At 71.7% G+C, this 21104-nt stretch carries 18 protein-coding genes; 14 read left to right on the forward strand and 4 right to left on the reverse strand.

Going from position 1 to position 21104, the window contains the following annotated elements:
* Window positions 1–189: 189 nt before the first annotated feature.
* A complete protein-coding gene (galE, locus tag ACZ6W9_RS00820) occupies window positions 190–1149 on the reverse strand; it encodes a UDP-glucose 4-epimerase GalE (protein ID WP_470116491.1) in 960 nt (319 codons plus the stop codon).
* Between the two features lie 122 nt (window positions 1150–1271).
* Between galE and ACZ6W9_RS00825 the strand changes: the two genes are divergently transcribed.
* The 3 genes from ACZ6W9_RS00825 (at window position 1272) to ACZ6W9_RS00835 (ending at window position 4824) form a co-directional block, all read left to right on the forward strand.
* Window positions 1272–2657: a hemolysin family protein gene (locus ACZ6W9_RS00825; protein WP_389958300.1), complete on the forward strand. Its 1386-nt coding sequence runs from the start codon at window positions 1272–1274 to the stop codon at window positions 2655–2657.
* A gap of 14 nt (window positions 2658–2671) precedes the next feature.
* Window positions 2672–3676 carry a tryptophan--tRNA ligase gene (gene trpS / locus ACZ6W9_RS00830; RefSeq protein ID WP_389958303.1) on the forward strand — a complete coding sequence of 335 codons (1005 nt, stop codon included), beginning with the start codon at window positions 2672–2674 and terminating at the stop codon, window positions 3674–3676.
* Window positions 3677–3780: 104 nt separating this feature from the next.
* The gene (locus tag ACZ6W9_RS00835) at window positions 3781–4824 is read left to right on the forward strand and encodes a YihY/virulence factor BrkB family protein (protein WP_470116492.1); all 1044 of its coding nucleotides are present in this window, start codon (window positions 3781–3783) and stop codon (window positions 4822–4824) included.
* A 34-nt stretch (window positions 4825–4858) separates the two neighbouring features.
* Here the strand turns inward: ACZ6W9_RS00835 and ACZ6W9_RS00840 are convergent, their stop codons facing one another.
* Complete coding sequence (locus tag ACZ6W9_RS00840) at window positions 4859–6103, reverse strand: D-alanyl-D-alanine carboxypeptidase family protein (RefSeq protein WP_470116493.1); 1245 nt, start codon at window positions 6101–6103, stop codon at window positions 4859–4861.
* An 87-nt stretch (window positions 6104–6190) separates the two neighbouring features.
* On the opposite strand from ACZ6W9_RS00840, the gene ACZ6W9_RS00845 reads away from it, so the two are divergent.
* Window positions 6191–6454, forward strand: a complete 264-nt coding sequence (locus ACZ6W9_RS00845; protein WP_389958312.1) for an SCO4848 family membrane protein — start codon at window positions 6191–6193, stop codon at window positions 6452–6454.
* On the opposite strand, the gene ACZ6W9_RS00850 is transcribed toward ACZ6W9_RS00845, so the two are convergent.
* Window positions 6413–7759 (reverse strand): peptide ligase PGM1-related protein, encoded by a 1347-nt coding sequence (locus ACZ6W9_RS00850; RefSeq protein WP_470116608.1) that lies wholly within the window; start codon window positions 7757–7759, stop codon window positions 6413–6415. The genes ACZ6W9_RS00845 and ACZ6W9_RS00850 overlap by 42 nt on opposite strands.
* A gap of 674 nt (window positions 7760–8433) precedes the next feature.
* Between ACZ6W9_RS00850 and ACZ6W9_RS00855 the strand changes: the two genes are divergently transcribed.
* The 9 genes from ACZ6W9_RS00855 (at window position 8434) to ACZ6W9_RS00895 (ending at window position 18816) form a co-directional block, all read left to right on the forward strand.
* Window positions 8434–9675, forward strand: coding sequence for an amidohydrolase (locus ACZ6W9_RS00855; RefSeq protein ID WP_362945209.1), 1242 nt, complete (start codon window positions 8434–8436; stop codon window positions 9673–9675).
* 378 nt (window positions 9676–10053) lie between these two features.
* Window positions 10054–11133: a BMP family lipoprotein gene (locus ACZ6W9_RS00860; protein WP_389958315.1), complete on the forward strand. Its 1080-nt coding sequence runs from the start codon at window positions 10054–10056 to the stop codon at window positions 11131–11133.
* 91 nt (window positions 11134–11224) lie between these two features.
* Window positions 11225–12781 carry an ABC transporter ATP-binding protein gene (locus tag ACZ6W9_RS00865; RefSeq protein ID WP_470116494.1) on the forward strand — a complete coding sequence of 519 codons (1557 nt, stop codon included), beginning with the start codon at window positions 11225–11227 and terminating at the stop codon, window positions 12779–12781.
* A gap of 37 nt (window positions 12782–12818) precedes the next feature.
* Window positions 12819–13970 carry an ABC transporter permease gene (locus ACZ6W9_RS00870; protein WP_389958321.1) on the forward strand — a complete coding sequence of 384 codons (1152 nt, stop codon included), beginning with the start codon at window positions 12819–12821 and terminating at the stop codon, window positions 13968–13970.
* Window positions 13967–15244 carry an ABC transporter permease gene (locus tag ACZ6W9_RS00875; protein WP_389958324.1) on the forward strand — a complete coding sequence of 426 codons (1278 nt, stop codon included), beginning with the start codon at window positions 13967–13969 and terminating at the stop codon, window positions 15242–15244. The genes ACZ6W9_RS00870 and ACZ6W9_RS00875 overlap by 4 nt, the downstream gene beginning before the upstream one ends.
* 23 nt (window positions 15245–15267) lie before the next feature.
* Window positions 15268–15681, forward strand: coding sequence for a cytidine deaminase (locus ACZ6W9_RS00880; protein WP_389958327.1), 414 nt, complete (start codon window positions 15268–15270; stop codon window positions 15679–15681).
* Window positions 15682–15683: 2 nt separating this feature from the next.
* Complete coding sequence (locus ACZ6W9_RS00885; RefSeq protein ID WP_389958329.1) at window positions 15684–16964, forward strand: thymidine phosphorylase; 1281 nt, start codon at window positions 15684–15686, stop codon at window positions 16962–16964.
* A gap of 252 nt (window positions 16965–17216) precedes the next feature.
* Complete coding sequence (gene tnpA, locus ACZ6W9_RS00890) at window positions 17217–17639, forward strand: IS200/IS605 family transposase (protein WP_362945223.1); 423 nt, start codon at window positions 17217–17219, stop codon at window positions 17637–17639.
* Window positions 17632–18816, forward strand: coding sequence for an RNA-guided endonuclease InsQ/TnpB family protein (locus ACZ6W9_RS00895; protein WP_470116495.1), 1185 nt, complete (start codon window positions 17632–17634; stop codon window positions 18814–18816). Before tnpA ends, ACZ6W9_RS00895 begins: the two co-directional genes overlap by 8 nt.
* Before the next feature lie 219 nt (window positions 18817–19035).
* Here ACZ6W9_RS00895 and ACZ6W9_RS00900 read toward each other — a convergent pair whose 3' ends face one another.
* Entirely contained in the window at window positions 19036–19431 is a 396-nt protein-coding gene (locus tag ACZ6W9_RS00900) for a MarR family winged helix-turn-helix transcriptional regulator (RefSeq protein WP_362928778.1), read from the reverse strand.
* An 86-nt stretch (window positions 19432–19517) separates the two neighbouring features.
* On the opposite strand from ACZ6W9_RS00900, the gene ACZ6W9_RS00905 reads away from it, so the two are divergent.
* Entirely contained in the window at window positions 19518–20957 is a 1440-nt protein-coding gene (locus ACZ6W9_RS00905; RefSeq protein ID WP_470116496.1) for an MFS transporter, read from the forward strand.
* The last annotated feature ends 147 nt before the right edge of the window (window positions 20958–21104 follow it).

The following is a 21104-nucleotide window of genomic DNA, read 5'->3' on the forward strand; positions in this document are numbered from 1 at the left end:
CCCGTGCCGGGGAGCGCCGGACGGCCCGCGGCGCCGGCCGCCCGCCGGACGCGCACCGCCCGCCGGACGCTCGCCGCTCACCGTCCGTGCGCCGCCCGCCGCACGGGGCCGACGTCCGTACGGCGGGCGCGCCCGGCCCGCCGTACGGATCGCTCCGCGAGGCCGGAGGCCGCCCGCCGTACGGGGGCGTCAGCGGGGCAGGACGGCCCAGGCGTCGGCGACGATCTCGCGGAGGGTGGTGCGCTCCGGCTTCCAGCCCAGTTCGTGCCGGATCCTCGCGGAGGAGGCGACCAGCACCGCGGGGTCCCCGGCCCGGCGCTCGCGGACGACCGCCGGGATCGCGTGCCCGGTGACCTCGCGGCAGACCTCGACGACCTCCCGCACCGAGAAGCCGGAGCCGCTGCCCAGGTTGTAGACCTTGTGCTCGCCCGGCGCGCAGGCGTCCAGCGCCAGCAGGTGCGCCCGCGCGAGGTCGGCCACGTGGATGTAGTCGCGCACGCATGTCCCGTCGGCGGTGGGGTAGTCCGTGCCGAACACGTCGACCGACTCGCGTCCGCCGAGCGCGACGGCGAGAACGTTAGGGATCAGGTGGGTCTCCACGGTGTGCCGCTCGCGGTAGGAGCGACCGTCGCGGGCGGTGTGGGCGCCGCCCACGTTGAAGTAACGCAGGCTGACCGCGGCCAGGCCGTACATCCGGGCGAACGCGGTCAGCGCGGTGTCCACCGCGAGCTTGGAGGCGCCGTAGGGGTTCGTGGGCCGGGTCGGGTCGCCCTCCTCGATCGGGGAGCGCTCGGGCTCGCCGTACACGGCGGCGGTGGAGGAGAAGACGATCCGGCCGACCCCGGCGGTGCGCATCGCGTCCAGCAGGGCCAGGGTGCCGCCGAGGTTGTGGTTCCAGTAGAGGGCGGGCTCGCGCACCGACTCGCCCACCAGGGACCTGGCCGCGAAGTGCAGCACGCCGTCCATTCCCGCCAGCGCGTCCGCCGCGTCGGTGATCGAACCCTCGACGAAGCGCGCGCCCGCGGGCACCGCGTCGGCGTGACCCGTGGAGAGGTCGTCGAGAACGGTGACCTGGTGGCCCGCCTCGACGAGCTGAGCCGCCACGACGCTCCCGATGTACCCGGCCCCCCCGGTGACCAGCAGCTTCACAGACCCTCCTGTTTGGTGGTGTTTACACTTGTTTACTTTTGTACACCTGATGCCAGCATATGCTGGCACATCAAATATCGGGCACAGTCGGAACGGGCGACGGCCATGACGGAGACGTACTCGTGAACGGCGTCGTGGCGAACATCGCCCTGGTGCTGCTCTTCATACTGATCGGCGGCTTCTTCGCGGCCGCCGAGATGGCCATGGTCTCCCTCCGGGAGAGCCAGGTGCGCAGGCTCGACTCCCAGGGGCGCAGGGGGGCGCGGGCGGCGAAACTGGCCCGCGACCCCAACCGCTTCCTGTCGGCCGTGCAGATCGGCGTGACCGTGGCGACCATGCTGTCGGCGGCCTTCGGCGCCGACACCCTCGCCCGGGACCTGGTCCCGGCCGTGGCCGGCTGGGGGGTGCCCTCGACCCTCGCCGCCCCGCTGTCCCTGGTGCTGGTCACGCTCGCCATCTCCTACGTCTCCCTGGTGCTGGGCGAGCTCGCGCCCAAACGGATCGCCCTGCAGCGCGCCGAGGGCATCTCTCTGCTGGTCGCGCCGTTCCTGGACCGGATGGCCGCGCTGTCGCGGCCGGTCATCTGGGCGCTGTCGAAGTCCAGCGACGGCGTGGTCAAGCTGCTCGGCGGCAACCCCGAGGAGGACCGGGAGGCGATCACCACCGAGGAACTGCGCGACATGGTGGTCGGCCACCAGGAGCTCACCGCCGACGAGCGCCACCTGATCGCGGAGGTCTTCGCCGCCGGGAAGCGGCAGCTCCGCGAGGTGATGCTGCCCCGCACCGAGGTGGAGTTCATGTCGGCCGACACCCGGCTGGCCGAGGCCGCCGTCCTGGCCGCCGCCATGCCGCACTCCCGCTTCCCCGTCTACCGCGACTCCTACGACGACGTCGTGGGGTTCGTGCACATCCGCGACCTGCTCGACCCGGTGCTGACCGGGTCGATCGAGCCGATCAGCGAGCTGGTGCCGATCCGCCCGGTCAAGCTGGTGCCCACCACCAAGCGGCTGATGGCCACCCTGTCGGAGATGCGCCGCGAGGGCCACCACCTGGCCATCGTGGTCGACGAGTACGGCGGGACCGCCGGCATCGTCACGATGGAGGACCTGGTCGAGGAGCTCATCGGCGACATCCGCGACGAGCACGACCTGGAGGACAAGCCGGTCGTGCTGCCTGCCGGGGAGGTCGAGCTGGACGGCCTGGCCAACCTCGACGTGGTGGCCTCCGAGACCGGGATCCGCCTGCCGGACGGCCCCTACGAGACCCTCGGCGGGTTCGTCATGGCGACCCTGGGCCACCTGCCGGCGATGGGGGAGCGGGTGGAGATCCCCGGGTTCGAGCTGTCGGTCACCGGCATGGACGGCCGCAGGGTCTCGCGGGTCCGCGTCAAGCGCCGCCTCGTGCCCGCGGAGCCGTCGGACCCCGCCGACCCGATGGAACCCGGGGAGCCGGCGGGGGCCGCCGGGCGGGCGGGGGCCGCGGAGGCACCGACCACTCCTGACAGCTGACAGAATTGCATGCCATGGCCAGTCCTCGTGTCCTGTCCGGTATCCAGCCCACCGCCGACTCCTTCCACCTGGGCAACTACCTGGGTGCGGTGCGGCAGTACGTCGCCATGCAGGAGGGCTACGACGCCTTCTACTGCGTCGTCGACCTGCACGCGATCACGGTGGAGCACCAGCCGGAGGTCCTGCGCAGGCGCTCCCGCGTCGCCGCCGCCCAGCTCTTCGCCGCCGGCCTGGACCCCGAGCGCTCGACCGTCTTCGTCCAGAGCCACGTCCGCGAGCACACCGAGCTGGCCTGGGTGCTGATCTGCCTCACCGGCATGGGCGAGGCCGCCCGGATGACCCAGTTCAAGGACAAGTCGGCCCGGCACGGCGAGAGCTCGGCAGGGGTCGGCCTGTTCACCTACCCGATCCTGCAGGCCGCCGACATCCTGCTCTACCAGGCCGACCAGGTCCCGGTCGGGGCCGACCAGAAGCAGCACCTGGAGCTCACCCGCGACCTCGCGCAGCGCTTCAACCACCGCTTCGGCGAGACGTTCACGATGCCCGCGGCGCACATCGTCAAGGGCGTCGAGAAGATCACGGACCTCCAGGACCCCACGGCCAAGATGTCCAAGTCGTCCTCCTCGCCCGCCGGCATCCTCGACCTGCTGGAGCAGCCCTCCGCGCTCCGCAAGAAGATCATGCGGGCGGTCACCGACACCGGCTCGGAGGTCGTCGCCGACGAGGAGAACAAGCCCGGCGTCACCAACCTGCTGCGGATCCAGTCCGCGCTGACCGGCACGCCGATCCCCGAACTGGAGGCCCGGTACGCCGGGCAGGGCTACGGCACATTCAAGAAGGACGTCGCCGAGGCCGTCGCGGAGACCTTCACGCCGATCCGGGAGCGGACCGAGAAGCTGCTCGCCGACGAGGCCGAGCTCGACCGGATGCTCGCCGCCGGCGCCGCGCGCGCCCGCGCGGTGGCCGCCGAGACGATGGCGAGGGTCCGCGACCGCGTCGGCTTCCTGCCCACACCCTGACCCGCCCGTCCTCCGGCCTCCCGGACCCCGGCCTTCCCGCACCCGGCCGCCGTACGGCGTGCGTCCCACGCGCTGCACGGCGGTGATCGGGGTAGGAGGACCGCGTGACGAGCGTGCAGGAGCGGATCCGGAAGGCCCGCGAGCGGGGCCGGGACGCCATCGAGGACAACCGGATCAGGTGGCCGTGGTTCGACCACCTCATCCGGAGCGTGCAGCGGTACCAGGTGCAGTCCGGCGACCGGCTGGCCGGGGCGGTGACCTACTTCGCGTTCCTGTCGTTCTTCCCGATCATCGCGCTGGCCTTCGCGGTCTTCGGCTATTTCCTGGCGGTGGACGTCAACGCCACGGAGGCCCTGGAGAAGGCCATCAACGCCTACCTGCCCGGCCTGTCGTCGAGACTCCCGATCAAGCAGATCGCCGACTCGCGGGCCAGCGCCGGGATCATCGGCCTCGTCGGCCTGCTCTACGCCGGGCTCGGCGCGATCGACGCGCTGCGCGGCGCGCTCCGCGAGGTCTTCATGACCACCGAGCCGCCGCTGAACTTCCTGCTGGCCAAGCTCCGCGACCTGGCCGCCTTCGCGTTGATCGGCGTCACCGCGATCACCTCGGTGCTGGTCGGCGGCTTCGCCACCCAGGCGGGCGGCACGGTGGCCGGATGGCTGGGGCTGGGAGACTCGCCGGTCGGCTGGACGGCGATCCGGCTCGCGGGCCTGGCGGTCAGCCTGGGGGCCGACGTCGTCCTCTTCCTGATCATCCTGCGCTGGGTGGGCCGCTCCCGGCAGCCGGGGAAGGCGCTGCTGCGCGGCGCGCTGCTGGGCGCGATCGGTTTCGGCCTGCTCAAGCAGCTCGCCACGTTCATCCTGTCCCGCACGCTGGAGAATCCCATCTACGGGGTGTTCGCGGTGATGGTGGGGCTGCTGGTGTGGATCAACCTGTCGTCCAGGGTGATCCTCTTCGCGGCGGCGTGGACGGAGACCGCCACGTTCGGCCCGCCGCCCGAGCCCACGCCCGTCCCGCCCGGCGTGCTCCCGCCCGGCGCACTGCCCGGCGGGAGCACGCCGGGGGACGACCGGCGGGACGTCGTGGAGCCGGGCGACGACCGGCCCGACGGCGACCGGACCGGCGAGGGCCCGCGGGACCGGTCCTGACGGGCCGGGGGTCCGCCCGGCCCGTGAACGGTCCTCAGCCCGCCCGGCGCCGCCGGCGCAGGCCGTACACCAGCCAGGTCGTGCCGCCGAGCAGGACGGCGCCCAGCGCGTACCAGACGACGGGGGAGGGGCCGCCCGCGGGCTCGCGGACGGCGGCGGCCGGGGTGGCGCTCGCGCGCACCTGCGGCGCGGCCGGGAGGACCGGGGTCGGGGCGGGCTCGGGGACCGGGTCCACGAGCCGTCCGACGGGCGTGACCCTGCCGCGGGCGGAGAAGCCCCAGTCGAGCAGCTTGGCGACGTCGTCCCAGAAGTAGCCCTCGTGCCGCATGATCGACACGATGATCGTGTGGCCGTCGCGGCGGGCCGCGCCGACGAAGCTGCCCAGGGCCTTGGTCGTCCAGCCGTTCTTGACGCCGATCATGCCCGGGTAGCGTCCGAGCAGCCTGTTGTGGTTGCCGATCTCGTAGTAGCCCTTGGGCGCGGGGAATTTGTCGGTCCTCAGGCTGACGTAGCGCCGGAAGTCCCGGTCGGCCAGCCCGGCGCGGGCGATCAGCGCCAGGTCGTAGGCCGAGCTGCTCTGGCCCGGCTTGTCCAGCCCGCTGGGCGTCTTGGCCACCGTGTCGTACGCCTGCAGGCGCCGGGCCTCGGCGTTCATCTCCCGGAGGGTCTTGTCCAGTCCGCCGTTCGCCTCGGCCAGCGCCATCGCGCAGTCGTTGCCCGAGACCAGCATCAGCGCCTTGAACAGGTCCTCGGCGGTGTAGAGCGGCTTCGTGACCAGGCCGACGGCGCTGCCCTCCTGGTCCACCGCGTTCCGGCTCGGCTTGATCTTCAGCTTCTTGTCGATCTTCGGGATGAGGGTGAGCGCGGTCAGGGTCTTGAGCGTGCTCGCCGGGAGGAACCGGCCGTGGGGGTCCTTGGCCGCGAGCACCTCGCCGGTGTCGGCGTCGGCGATCACGTAGGACCGGGCGGCCGTCTTGGGCGGGGCCTTCGTCCCGAGGGGCGCGATGACGCCGTGCCTGCCGAGCTCGGCGCCGCCGACCGGCCCGTTCTCCGCGCGGGCGGGCGCGCCGGACGCGTTTCCCGCGCCGGGGGCCGTGGCCGGCGCGTCGCCCGTGCGTGCGGGCGCGACCGGTCCGCTGCTCGCGTGGGCGGCCGCGGCGGGCCCGTCACCGGCGTGGGCGGGCGCGGCCGGCGCGGCGGCCTCCGCGTGGGCGGGAACGCCGAGGAGGGCGGTCGCCGCGATCAGCGCCCCCGCGGGCGCGGCATGTCTCATCCCCATAGTGATCTCAGGGTAGCTTCGCCCGGTTTCGGAGAAGCCGCCCCACGCCCTGACCAGGGGGGAATGTCGCACCGCGATACTGAAGCCATGCAAATGTCGCGAAAGATCGCCGGATTCCTGGTCGGCGTCGCCGCTTTCATGATCTTCGAGTGGATCAATCTTGGCTTCAACCTCGCCGACGGGCACCCGACGTCCTTCTACGTGGTGCACGGCGTGCTGGCGGCCTTCAACGTCCTCCTCGCGCTCGTCATCGGCACGATCGGCGTGCTGGGCCTGCGGAGGGCCCGCGGCTCCTCGGACCCGCGGGGGCTACACGGCCCGGCGGAGGGCCTCCAGCGTCCGCAGGTGTAGCGCGGCGGCCTCCTCCGCCGAGTCGGCGACGCTGGTGAAGCCGAGCTTGCCGTACCGGGGGATCGCTCCCATGAGGTGCAGCACGTTGCCGGTGCGCCGCTCGCGGTCGAACCCCAGCCCGAAGTCCTGCACCAGCTTGATGACCTCCCTGGGGGTACGGCCCCGGAGGCTCTCGGCGTCGCAGTTGTCGGTCGCCACGTAGTGCTTGGCGCGGTCCCCGCACCGCAGCGTGCCGGAGACCGGGTCGTAGACGGCGCCGGTGCTGAGCATCGCCGCGCCCAGGGGGTGCGTGGTGCCGCCGATGCGCAGGTTGACCTCGCACAGCAGCGTGCGGTAGCCGCCGTCGGTCTTGACGGCGAAGAAGTCGACGCCGAACAGCCCGACCACGCCGCGGGCGGCGAGGGCCCCGGCGATCCGCTCGGCGCAGGCGGCGACCTCGGCGCGGTACTCCGGCCGGGCCGGGAAGACGCAGCCCTTGTAGACGTCGCCGTTCGGGCCGCCGAGGATCTGCTCGTGCGTGGCGATGACGCCGTGGCCGCCGTCCGGCGTGACCATGGCCAGGGCGCTGGGGGAGTGCAGCGGCCGGCCCTGGACGAACTCCTCGATCACCGCGCCCCGTTCGGCGATCTTCTCGGCGAACGTGGTCCAGGTCTCGCCTGCCGCCGAGAAGCTCGTGGGGCAGGCGGTGAGCGGCCGGTCGTCCTTGATGACGATCGCGTTCCCCAGCCCGGAGTAGCTGTTGTTGAGCTTGACCATCAGCTTGGCGGCGGGGGCCAGCGCTCGGGCCGCGTGCTCGACCTCGGTCAGCGACCGCAGGTCGGAGAAGCCCCGGGGGGTGGGCACCCCCGCCTCCTCGGCCAGCGTCCGCCCGCCGCTCTTGGAGCCCAGGTGGGCCAGTGAGGTTGCCGGGCCGTAGACGGGCAGGCCGAGCAGCCCGGCGAGCCGTTCCTCGTGCTCGCTGACCACGAACGGCACCAGGCACGCGCCGCCGGGCCGGCCGGAGGTCCGGTCGAGGATCCGGTCGAGGAGGTCGGGGCGGTCCAGCAGCGCCGCGCTGAGCGGCGCGGTGTCCGGATCGTCGAGGCTGATCATCTGCAGGCGCGTGCGGGCCTCGTCCGGGTCGTCGAGGAAGCCGAGGTAGTAGTCCACGATCGCGCTGTCCACGGGCGTCGAGGTGACGTAGACGATCTCGACGGAGGGCCGCCCGAGTGTCAGCAGCAGGAACAGCAGCCGCTCCTCGTAGCACAGGGCGCCGGTGATCCTGCGGAGCTCGTCCTGGGGCAGGGACAGCGATGGGATGACCACCAAGGTCCCCTCATCCGGTTCGAAGATGCTCAATCTGGAGTGATTCTCCCCAAACGGGATGTGAGCGATCATATGCGGAGTGAAGCACGCGTTTCTCCCGGTGACATCACTCCGCCGGGTTCGATCACTGGCACCTGAGGTGACGTAAATTGCCAGTTCGTTGATGTTTCAAGGGAGCCGATCCGGGCCACCCCCCGCCCCGGACGTCCCCGGCGCCGGGCGCCGTGTCCTCATCGTCCTCACCCCGCTTCCCCGGATCGCCCCCCTGTCACCTCCGGGATCGCCTCCGGACCGCCCCCGGCGCCCGCGCACCCTCCCCGCCACCCCCCGGTACGGCTACCGGCATGGCCAATACGGGTCATCACTCGTGGTTCGAACGGGTCAGAAGGTGCCTGAGAAGGCCAGGGGGCGTCAAAACATTTGGTCCAGATGGCGGCGAGGTGCCGCGTGGGAGGGATAAAGTCGATGTCATCGTCGGTACGCCGGTCGCCTCACACTGGCTCGTTCCTCCGTGTCGGCGTTCTTCGGTTCGCGCCGGCGCGGCCCACGCATCCACTCCGGCCCATCGGCGCGACGGCCGTTTTCAGGTTGCCGGTTGGATCACTTGATTCCGGGGCAGTCGTTCATGATTGCCGCGACGTTCGAAGCCGCTGACGCGGATGGGAAGGTGCACAATGCGGGGGCGTAATCTCCGGGGAGAGCTCGATACGTTTCTCGCCGGGTCCGAGCAGGAGCTCATCGACTTCCGCCGCGACCTGCACATGCACCCGGAGCTCGCCTTCGCCGAGTACCGCACCACGCAGCGGATCGCCGACCGCCTGACCGCGGCCGGCCTCGTCCCCTCGGTGCTGCCGCGCGGCACGGGCGTGATCTGCGAGGTCGGCAGCGGCGACGGCCCCACCGTGGGGCTGCGGGCCGACATCGACGCGCTGCCCGTTCCCGACGAGAAGGACGTGCCCTACAGCTCGACGGTCCCCGGCGTGTGCCACGCCTGCGGCCACGACGTGCACACCACCGTCCTGCTCGGCACCTCGCTCTTCCTGGCCCAGCAGGCCGAGGCCGGGCTGCTGCCCGGCCGGGTGCGGCTGATCTTCCAGCCCGCCGAGGAGCTCCCCGGCGGGGCGCTGGAGGTCATGGCCTCCGGCGGCATCAGCGGCGTCGACCGCATCTTCGGCCTGCACTGCGACCCGCGCCTGGACGTCGGCAAGGTCGGCCTCAAGTCCGGGCCGATCACCTCCGCCTGCGACCGGGTCTCCATCCGGGTCAGCGGCCCCGGCGGCCACACCGCCCGCCCGCACCTCACCGCCGACCTCGTCTTCGCGCTCGCCAAGATCCTCACCGAGCTGCCGGCCGCGCTGTCGCGCCGGGTCGACCCGCGCTCGTCGCTGAGCCTGGTCTGGGGCCGGGTCGAGGCGGGCTCGGTGGCCAACGCGATCCCCGACGACGGCGTGGCCGAAGGCACCGTGCGCTGCCTGGACGAGGACGCCTGGCACGCCGCCCCCGACCTGATCAAGGGGCTGCTCGACTCGGTCGCCGGCGCCTACGGCGTCGAGGCGCACATGGACTACATCCGGGGCGTCCCGCCGGTGGTCAACGACCCGGTCAGCGTGCAGATGCTCACCGAGGCCGCCCAGGGCGTCCTCGGCGACGCGGCTCCCGCGCCGACCCAGCAGAGCCTGGGCGGCGAGGACTTCGGCTGGTACCTCGAGTCGATCCCCGGCGCCTACGCGCGGCTCGGCACCCGCACCCCGGGCTCGCCGCACCTGGCCGACATCCACCAGGGCACCTTCGACGTGGACGAGAGCTGCGTCGGCGCCGGGGTGCGCTTCCTCGCGGCGACCGCGCTCACCGCCCTGTGGGAGGGGCAGCGGCCCAGTAGCGGCGAGCCGCTCGTGGCGCTGAACGCCGACAACTGACGGTCCCGCCGGCGGTCCTCCCCCCGGTCACGCCGTACTCCGTACGGTTCCCCGGGCGCCTCCCGGAGCGGCCCGCCGGAAAGATCTACGGTCTGTCCACGATGTGAGATGCGCTACACCGGGGGCGGCGGCCGGGACCGTCCGGAGGAGGGCTCCCGTACGGGAAACCGCCGGGCGACGGGCGGTTCGGTGCGCCGACCGACATTACCGGTAGGTAGATGGGGCCGCCGCCGTGTGTCACAGGGCGGCCTGAGCTGCATAACGGACCTATTGCGGACTCGTGTGCTGGTTTGGTCAATGCTGGTCAACCAACTATCTTCCGTGCAGGGTTGCCGTGCGTCTCTTCGCGCGTGCACGAATTCGCGAAGGGAGTCCGTCTTGCTTCAGAACCGATACGGCAGGCTGGCCGCCGCCGTACTGGCGGGCAGCATGCTCATGGGAGCTGCCGCATGTGGTGGAAGCGAGGAGCCGTCGTCGGCCAAGCCCGCTGACGGTGGGAGCAGCAGCGCCGCCGCCGGAGGCAAGGGCGCCAAGGTCGGTCTGGCCTACGACATCGGCGGCCGCGGCGACCAGTCGTTCAACGACGCCGCCGCCGCGGGCCTGGACAAGGCCAAGGGCGAGCTGGGCCTCGCCGAGACCAAGGAGCTGGAGGCCGGCAACGGCGAGACCGAGGCGGCCAAGGAGGAGCGGCTGCGCCTGCTCGCCACCGGTGGCTACAACCCGATCATCGCCATCGGCTTCGCCTACTCCGGCCCGCTGAAGAAGGTCGCCGCCGAGTTCCCGGACACCAAGTTCGCGATCGTCGACGACGCCGACGCGACCGGCGCCAACATCTCCAACCTGATGTTCGCCGAGCACGAGGGCTCCTTCCTGGTCGGCGCCGCCGCGGCGATGAAGAGCAAGAAGGACCACGTGGGCTTCGTCGGTGGCGTCCGGGTGCCGCTGATCGCGAAGTTCGAGGCGGGCTTCATGGCCGGCGCCAAGGCGGTCAAGCCCGACATCAAGATCGACAGCAAGTACATCAGCGAGCCGCCGGACTTCGGCGGCTTCAACGACCCGGCCAAGGGCAAGACCGCCGCCCAGGGCATGTTCGACGCGGGCGCCGACGTGGTCTACCACGCCGCGGGCGGCTCCGGCGGCGGCGTGTTCGAGGCCGCCAAGGCCGCCAAGGGCATGGCCATCGGCGTCGACTCCGACCAGGCGAAGACCGCCGCCCCCGACCTGCAGAGCGTCATCATGACCTCGATGGTGAAGAAGGTCGACGTCGCGGTCTTCGACTTCCTGAAGAGCTACGCCGACGGTGCGGTCAAGAGCGGCGTGGCCACCTACGACCTCAAGGCCGGCGGCGTCGACTACTCCACCACCGGTGGCCAGGTCGACGACATCAAGTCCAAGCTCGACGAGTACAAGCAGAAGATCATCTCTGGCGAGATCACGGTTCCCGACAAGAACTCCTGAACCGGATCTCGTTTCCTGAGCTGGTAGTGACGAAGGGCCCGGCGGACGACCCCCGGGCCCTTCGGTCCGTTCCCACCCTCACTCACCTTCCGTGACCCGCGCAGTCCGTGCGGAGGAGGCCGTCATCAGCACCTCGACCCCGGCCGTCGAGCTCGAGGGAATCACCAAGAGATTCCCCGGGGTCGTGGCCAACCGTGACATCTCCCTGTCCGTGCGGCAGGGACACGTCCACGCCATCGTCGGCGAGAACGGCGCGGGCAAGTCCACCCTCATGAAGATCCTGTACGGCATGCAGCGCCCCGACGAGGGAGAGATCCGCGTCAACGGCAGGCCGGTGGGCTTCCGCTCCCCGGCGGACGCCATCGAGGTCGGCGTCGGCATGGTCCACCAGCACTTCATGCTCGCCGACAACCTCACCGTGCTGGAGAACGTGGTCCTGGGCAGCGAGCCCCGCAAGGGCGGACTCGGCCTCGACTTCGGCGCGGCCCGCGAGAGGATCCGGGAGATCTCCCGCTCCTACAGCCTCGGCGTCGACCCCGACGCCCTGGTCGAGGACCTCGGCGTCGGCGCCCGGCAGCGGGTGGAGATCCTCAAGGTCCTCTACCGCGGCGCCCGGATCCTCATCCTGGACGAGCCGACCGCCGTGCTCGTGCCCCACGAGGTGGACGAGCTGTTCGCCAACCTGCGCGAGCTGGTCCGTGAGGGCCTCACGATCATCTTCATCTCCCACAAGCTCGACGAGGTGCTGTCGGTCGCCGACGCCATCACCGTCATCCGGCGCGGCACGACCGTGGCGAGCGTCGATCCCAAGGACGTCACCGCCCGGCAGCTCGCCGAGCTGATGGTCGGCAGCGAGCTGCCCAGCCCCGAGACCCGCGAGTCCACCGTCACCGACACGGTCGAGTTGTCGGTGCGGGGCCTGACGGTCCGCTCCGCCGACGGCCGCCCCGTCGTCGACGACGTGAGCTTCGACATCCGCAAGGGCGAGGTGCTCGGCATCGCCGGCGTCGAGGGCAACGGCCAGGCCGAGCTCGTCGAGGCGATCATGGGCATGCGGGCCGCCGAGGGCGGGATCCGGCTCGGCGAGGAGGACATCTCCGCCTGGCCGACGCTGCGCCGCCGCGAGGCCGGCATCGGCTACATCCCCGAGGACCGCCACCGGCACGGGCTGCTGCTGGAGGCCCCGCTGTGGGAGAACCGCATCCTCGGCCACCAGACGCGCCGGCCCAACGTCAAGGGCCCCTGGATCGACCGGTCCGGCGCCCGCGCCGACACCCGGCGCATCGTCGAGGAGTACGACGTCCGTACCCCCGGCATCGACGTGGACGCCGCGGCGCTGTCCGGCGGCAACCAGCAGAAGCTGATCGTCGGCCGGGAGATGAGCGGCGACCCGGTGTTCCTCATCGCGTCCCACCCGACGCGCGGCGTCGACGTCGGAGCCCAGGCCGCGATCTGGGACCACCTGCGCGCGGCGCGCGCCGCGGGCCTGGCCGTACTGCTGATCTCGGCCGACCTGGACGAGCTCATCGGCCTGTCCGACACGCTGAAGGTGATCCTGCGCGGCCGGATCGTCGCGGACGTCGATCCGCGCGACGTGACCCCCGAGCGGCTGGGATCGGCCATGACCGGTGCTGGAGAGGCGGCATGAACATCTTCGCAACGCGAGGCACGGCCGGGGTGGTCGCATGAGCACCGCCGGGTCGAGCTTCACCGACCGGCTGCTCGGCCGGGCCAGGCTCGGCGGCCTGCTCTCGCTCGTCGCGCCCGTCCTGGCCATCGTCTTCGCCGGCCTGATCACCTCGATCGTCCTGCTGGCCACCGGTGACCCGCCGCTGGAGACGCTCGGCGTCATGGTCGACTACGGCGTGCAGCCGCGGACGATGGTGCTCACCCTGAACTACGCGACGACGTACTACCTGTCGGCGCTGGCGGTGGCGATCGGGTTCCGGATGAACCTGTTCAACATCGGCGTGGACGGCCAGTACCGCCTCGCGGCGCTCATCGCCGCGGCCGTGGGCGGCGCCGCCGTCCTGCCGGGGCCGCTGAACACCGTGCTCGTCGTCGTCGTCGCCATGCTGGTCGGCGCCGGCTGGGCGTCGATCGCCGGCCTGCTGAAGGTACGGCGCGGCGTCAGCGAGGTCATCTCGACGATCATGCTGAACGCCATCGCCACCGCCCTCGGCGCCTGGCTGCTCAACACCGACCGCCTCGCGGTCGAGGTCGCGGGCAGCAACAACATCGGCACGAAGCCGATCCCGGAGGCAGCCCGGGTACCCGGGCTGGCGCTCATCCCCGGGACCGGGACGAAGGTGTTCGGGCTGATCATCCTGGCGGTCGCCATGGGCGTGCTGTACCACGTCCTGCTCAACCGCACCCGCTTCGGCTTCGACCTGCGCGCCACCGGCCGCTCGGAGTCGGCCGCGGTGGCCAGCGGCGTCAACGTGAAGAAGATGGTCCTCATCGCGATGATCATGTCCGGCGCGATGGCGGGACTGATCGGCATGCCGCAGCTGCTGGGCGCGTCCTACAGCTACAGCCTGGACTTCCCCACCGGCCTCGGCTTCACCGGCATCGCGATCGCGCTGCTGGGCCGCAACCACCCCGTCGGCATCGCGCTCGGCGCCCTGCTGTGGGGCTTCCTGGACGCCTCGTCGAACATCCTGCAGCTGCACGACATCTCCCCGGAGATCGTCGCCATCATGCAGGGCACGATCGTCCTGTCGGTCATCGTCGCCTACGAGCTGGTCCACCGCTACCAGATCTCCGCCGGGCAGCGCCGGGTGAGCAAGGAACTGGCCGGCAAGACCCCGGCCCGGCCCGAAGGAGCGTCGGCATGAGCGAAGGTGCCCTCACCGCCGAGAAGGCGCGGATCCAGGAGCCGGGCGGGACCGGCAGGCTCCGGGTGACCTGGCGGCTCCTGCTGCTCGGCCTCGCCGCCCTGATCGTCCTGCTGTCGGTCGTCCGCGCCCTCACCGGCGCCGTCGACCTCACCTCGGCCGGAGCGGTCAACGCGGCGGTCGCGCTGGCCGTGCCGATCGGCCTGGCGGGCCTCGGCGGCCTGTGGTCCGAACGGGCCGGCGTGGTCAACATCGGCCTCGAAGGCATGATGATCCTGGGCACCTGGTGCGGCGCCTGGGGCGCGATCCACTTCGCCAACCCCTGGGCGGGCGTGGCGGCCGGCGCGATCGGCGGCGCCCTGGGCGGCCTGCTGCACGCGATCGCGACCGTGACGTTCGGCGTCGACCACATCATCTCCGGTGTGGCGATCACCATCCTGGGCGGCGGCGTCACCCAGTTCCTCTCCAAGATCACGTTCGCGGAGATGCCCGGCGGCGGCGACACCCAGTCGCCCCCGGTTCCCAAACCGGGCACCGTCAGCCTGCCCGGGGTCTCCGACGCGCTGACCTCGCTGGAGTCCAGGCAGTGGTTCCTGCTGTCGGACCTGGCGGGCATCCTGCGCGGCCTGACCACGAACGTCTCGCTGTTCACCATCCTGGCGATCCTGCTCGTCCCGCTGACGTTCTACCTCCTGTGGCGGACGGCCTTCGGCCTGCGGTTGCGCTCCTGCGGCGAGCGCCCGGTGGCGGCGGAGTCGCTGGGCGTCAACGTGTACTACTACAAGTACGTCGCGGTGGTCGTCTCCGGCGCCCTCGCCGGCCTCGGCGGGGCGTTCCTGTCCCTGGTGGCCGCCAGCGCCTACCGTGAGGGGCAGACCGGCGGGCGCGGCTTCATCGGCCTCGCCGCGATGATCTTCGGTAACTGGCGTCCGGGCGGCCTGGCGGCCGGCGCGGCGCTGTTCGGCTACACCGACGCGCTCCAGCTCCGCCGGGGCGGCGAGTCGGTGCACGCGCTGCTGCTGCTCGTCGCGATCCTGATCGCGGGCGTCGCGGTCTACCAGCTCGTCCGGCAGCGCCGCACCCGGGCGGCGCTGATCGCCGCCGTCGCCGCGGTCGCGGTGTTCGCCGTGTTCGCGCTGACCGACACCATCGCGGCGCAGTTCACCTCGGTCGCCCCGCACATCACCACGCTGCTGGTGCTGTCGCTGGCCGCGCAGCGCCTGCGCCCGCCGGCCGCGGACGGCGTGCCGTACCGCAGGGGACAGGCGAAGTGACCACGACATCTGGGGGACCCTCCATGGGTGAGGACGACGAGACCGGCATCGACTGGGCGGCGCTCAGGACCGCGGCGGTGCAGGCCATGACCAACGCGTACGCGCCCTACTCCAAGTTCCCGGTCGGCGCCGCCGCCCTGGTGGACGACGGGCGCATCGTGTCCGGCTGCAACGTCGAGAACGCCTCCTACGGCGTCGGGCTGTGCGCCGAGTGCGGGCTGGTGTCGGCGCTCCAGGCGGGCGGCGGCGGGCGGCTCGTCGCCTTCACCTGCGTCGACGGGCACGAGGAGCTGCTCATGCCGTGCGGCCGGTGCCGCCAGCTGCTGTACGAGTTCGGCGGCGACGAACTGCTCGTGGAGACCGTGGACGGCCCGAAGCCGATGGCGGAGATCCTGCCGTACGCCTTCGGGCCCGACAACCTCAGCCGGGGGGACTGACCGTGGACGCGATCGACGTCATCGTCACCAAGCGGGACGGCCGCGAGCTGTCCACCGCGCAGATCGACTGGGTGATCGACGCCTACACCCGGGGCGTCGTCGCCGACGAGCAGATGTCCGCCCTGGCGATGGCGATCCTGCTCAACGGCATGAACCGGCGGGAGATCGCCGAGTGGACCGCCGCCATGATCCGTTCGGGGGACCGGATGGACTGGTCGGCGCTGCCCGGCCGTACCACCGACAAGCACTCCACCGGCGGCGTGGGCGACAAGATCACGCTGCCGCTGGCCCCGCTGGTCGCCGCGTGCGGCGGACACGTCCCCCAGCTGTCCGGCCGCGGCCTCGGCCACACCGGCGGCACGCTGGACAAGCTGGAGTCCATCCCGGGCTGGCGGGCCTCGCTGTCCAACGCCGAGATGCTCGACGTGCTCCGTGAGTCCGGCGCGGTCATCTGCGCGGCGGGCGACGGGCTGGCCCCGGCGGACAAGAAGCTCTACGCGCTGCGCGACGTCACCGGCACCGTCGAGGCGATCCCGCTGATCGCCTCCTCGATCATGTCGAAGAAGATCGCCGAAGGCACCGGCGCGCTGGTGCTGGACGTCAAGGTCGGCTCCGGCGCGTTCATGAAGACCCCCGAGCGGGCCCGCGAGCTGGCGACCACCATGGTCGAGCTGGGCACCGACGCCGGGGTCACCACGGTCGCGCTGCTCACCGCGATGGACCGCCCGCTGGGCCTGGCCGTGGGCAACGCGCTGGAGGTCGCCGAGTCGGTCGAGGTCCTCGCCGGCGGCGGCCCCGCCGACGTGGTCGAGCTGACCGTACGGCTGGCCCGCGAGATGCTCGACGCCGCGGGCCTGACCGGCGGCAAGGACCCCGCGGACGCGCTGAAGGACGGCTCGGCCATGGACGTCTGGCGGCGGATGATCAGCGCCCAGGGCGGCGACCCCGACGCCCCGCTGCCCGTCGCCGCCGAGACCACGCGGGTCCTCGCCCCCGCCTCCGGCGTGCTCGCCACGCTGGACGCCTACGGCGTGGGCCTGGCCGCCTGGCGGCTCGGCGCGGGCCGGGAGCGCAAGGAGGACCCCGTGTCCTTCGGCGCGGGGATCACGCTGCACGCCAAGCCGGGTGACGAGGTCCGCGAGGGGCAGCCGCTGATGACCCTGCACGCCGACGACGCCTCACGCTTCGAGCGGGCGCTGGAGGCTCTGGAGGGCGCCTACACGGTCGGCGAGGCCGCGGACCCGGGCCTGCTCCCGCTGGTCATCGACCGCGTCACCGCCTGACGCCGCCCCCGGAGACCGTCCCGAAAGGCTACGCTGACGACCTCCGGCCAGCGCGGCCGGGGATCGTCGGCGTCGGTCAGGCCGCCCGAGCCCTCCATCAGATCCTCCCGAGGGGGCCGTCGCCTTCAGACGGCGGGGGAATCGGGAGCGGGAGGGCCGCCAAGGCCCGAGCGTGCCCTGACCGACCGGGTCTGCGCATCGGGGTTCTCCAATCATCGCGTGTCAGATGGATGGCGCTGTCATAGTGATCGTGTGGCTCGTCGAGTGCGCACCTCCCCTGGCGCGGCGTACGACCTCGGATACCACGTCGTGTGGTGCCCGAAATACCGCCGCCCCGTTCTGGGTGGCCGGGTCGAAGACCGCCTGGAGGAGTTGATCTGCGCCAAGGCCGCCGAGCACGGCTGGGAGATCGTGACGCTGGAGGTCATGCCCGACCACGTGCACCTGTTCATCAAGCCGCACCCGAAGAACTCTCCGTCGTACGTGGCCGACCGGTTCAAGGGCTTCACCTCCCACCACCTACGCGGCGAGTTTCCGCACCTGCGATCCCGGCTGCCCACCTTGTGGTCACGGTCGTACTTCGTGGCCACGACCGGCGCGGTGTCCGCCGAGACGGTGCAGCGCCACATCGAAACCCAGCACGAGCGCGCCCCTAAGGGGGAGCGCCGTGCGTAGGTCGTACAAGTTTCTGATCCGCCCGACCAGCAAGCAGGTGGCCGCGTTGACGGCGTGCCTGGAGGATCACCGCGCCCTGTACAACGCGGCGCTGGAGCATCGCCGCACCGCCTACGCCAAGGCCGGGGTGAGCATCCGCTACGGCGACCAGTCGGCGGAATTGAAGCACATCCGCGCCGACGACGCGGGCGGGCAGGGCCGGTGGTCGTTCTCCTCTCAGCAGGCCACCCTGCGCCGTCTCGACAAGGCGTTCGCGGCGTTCTTCGCCCGCGTCAAGGCCGGGCGCACGCCGGGCTTTCCCCGCTTCAAGGGCAAGGGCTGGTTCGACACGGTGACGTGGCCCAAGGACGGTGACGGTTGCCGCTGGGACTCCCAGCCCGACCACCCCACCGCGACGTTCGTGCGCCTCCAGGGCGTCGGGCATGTCCGGGTCCACCGGCACCGGCCCGTGCGGGGCCAGGTGAAGACGATCAGCGTGAAGCGGGAAGGCACCCGCTGGTATGTGGTCCTGTCGTGCGACGATGTTCCCGCCCGGCCGCTTCCGGCGACGGGCGCGGTCGCCGGGCTGGACCTGGGTGTCGCGTCGCTGGTCACCACCAGCGACGGCGAGCACCTGACCAACCCGCGTCACCTGGCCGCGTCCGCTGAGCGGCTGGCCGCCGCTCAGCGGGATCTGGCTCGCAAGAAACGCGGCTCCGCGCGGCGGCGTAAAGCGGTGGCGCGGGTTGCGGCGCTGCACGGCAAGATCCGCCGCCAGCGGCTGGACGGCGTGCACAAGGCCGCGCTGCGGCTGGTACGCGGCTATGACGTGATCGTGCATGAGAACCTGCGGATCGCGAACATGACCCGCTCGGCATCCGGCACGCTCGAGGCGCCCGGCACCAACGTGGCGCAGAAGTCCGGTCTCAACCGAAGCATCCTGGACGCGGGGTGGGGGGTGTTCCTGACGATCCTGTCGCACAAGGCTGAAAGCGCCGGTCGAGAGCTGATCGCGGTGAACCCCGCCGGCACCTCCCGCACCTGCTCGCGATGCAGGCACGTGGCCAAGGAGAACCGCCTCGATCAGGCCGCGTTCCGGTGCGTGGCGTGCGGGCTCACCGCGCACGCCGACGTCAACGCGGCGGTCAACATCCTGCGGGCAGGGCTTGCCCTTCGCGAGGCTGCGGAAGCGGCTTAGCGAGAAGCCGCTCCCTTCAGGGAGCGGAGGAGTCACGAAGGCGTCGACCATCTCCTCCTCGCGTCCGGCGCGGTAGGAGGCGGGCAGCAGTCGCAGCACACGGCGGTAACGCTCTTCGAGCACATCGCTGCGCCCGATCCGTTCGCGCGCGCCTCCTCCTTCGCCGGCCGCGTCATATCGGGTAGGGCTATATCGAATTCGCCGGAGGAGCCGGGCGGTTCAGGCGGGGGAGGCGAGCCGTTCGGCGGGGGCGAAGACCTGTGACAGCACGGCGCGGTGGGTGGGTGTGGCCTCGGTGTGGCGGGCGCGGCCTTCGTCGGTGATGAGGACGAAGACGCCCCGCCGGTCGTCCTCGCACATCCCCCGGCACACCAGGCCCGCCTTCTCCAGGCGGGCGATCAGCCGTGAGCAGGCGCTCTGGCTGAGGTGGACCGCGTCGGCCACCTCCTGGACGCGGTATTTCTCCCGGCCGCCCTCGACCATGCGCTCCAGCACCTCGAACTCGCTCATGCCGAGCCCGTGCCGCTCGGAGAGCTCGCGCTCCAGCGCGCAGGTGGTCATGGCGTGCTTGGCCAGCACCTCGCGCCAGGCGCCGACCAGGGACTCCTCGCTCATGCGCGGATCATACCATGCGTGAACATTTAATGCACAAGAACTTAATTCGTTTGCATTAGATGCATCTGCATGGAAAAGTGTGCGGCATGCCTCATTCGTCCCCCGACGAGCGCTGGGCCGCGCGCCTCTGGGCCGCGCTCACCGTGCTCTCCGCCGTGGTGTTCCTCGACGCCCTCGACGTGTCGATGGTCGGCGTGGCCCTGCCGTCCATCCAGGCCGACCTGGGCCTCTCCACCTCCGCCCTGCAATGGGTGGTCAGCGGCTACGTGCTCGGCTACGGAGGTCTGCTCCTGCTGGGCGGCCGCACCGCCGACCTGCTCGGCCGACGCCGGGTCTTCCTGGCCGCGCTGGCCGTCTTCGCGGTGGCCTCGCTCCTCGGCGGCGTGGTGAACGACGGAACCCTGCTGATCGCCGCCCGGTTCGTCAAGGGTGTCAGCGCCGCCTTCACCGCCCCCGCCGCGCTGTCCATCATCACCACGACCTTCGCTGAGGGCCCGTCCCGCAACCGGGCCCTCAGCGTCTTCACCGCCGCGGGCGCCAGCGGCTTCTCCCTGGGCCTGGTCATCTCGGGCTTCCTGACCCAGCTCGGCTGGCGCTGGACGTTCCTCATGCCGGTCCCCGTCGCCGTCATCGCGCTGGTCGCGGCGCTGCGGTACCTGCCCAGGCGCGAGGAGGAACGGGCCGAGGGCGGACACGACCTCATCGGCGCGGTCACCATCACCGCCTCCATGCTGCTGCTGGTGTTCACCGTGGTCCAGGCCCCCGAGGCCGGCTGGGGCTCGCTCCGCACCATCGGCTCGCTGGCCGGGGTGGTGGCGCTGCTGGCCGCGTTCGTGGTCACCGAGCGGCGGGTCAGGCACCCCCTGGTACGGCTCGGCATCCTGCGGTCCGGCCCGATCGTCCGGGCCAACCTCGGCCTGGTCATCCTGTTCGGCTCCTACGTCGGCTTCCAGTTCGTGGCCATGCAGTACTTCCAGAACTTCCTGCACTGGTCGGCCCTGGCGACTGCGCTGGCCTTCCTGCCCGCCGGGCTGCTGGTCGCGGTGACCTCCACCAAAATGGGCGATCTGGCCGACCGGTTCGGCACCGGCAGGCTGATCGTCGTCGGCTCGGCCGCGCTGGCCGGCGGCTACGCCTTCTTCCTCCGGGTGAACGCCGACCCGGACCTGGTCACGCTGGTCATCCCGGGCATGGTCCTGCTGGGCATCGCCTTCGCGCTGTCCTTCCCATCGCTGAACATCCAGGCGACCAACGGCGTCGCCGACGACGAGCAGGGACTGGCCTCCGGCCTGCTCAACACCTCCGGGCAGGTCGGCGGGGCGGTCGTGCTGGCCGTCGTGACGGCCGTGCTCACCTCGAACACGAGCGCCGACCCGCTCGACGGCTTCCGCGCGGCGATCACCGTCTCGGCGATCCTCGGACTCGTCGGCCTGGCGATCGCGCTCACCGGCCTCCGCCGTACCCGCACGGCCGTCCCGGCGGCGGACGGCGGGACGCCGGACGAGAGGGTGCTGGAGACCGTCTGACCTCCGTCCGTCTTCCGCCTTCCGCACGGTGACACAGGGGCCCGTACGGAAGGACCGGCTCACCGGCCGCCGCGCTGGCCCTCCCGGCTCGCGCGGCGGCCGGCGCGTGTGTCCGCCACGGCCGTACGGCCGCTCCCAGGAACCGTA

The organism is Streptosporangium sp. NPDC053982 (genome assembly GCF_055585205.1).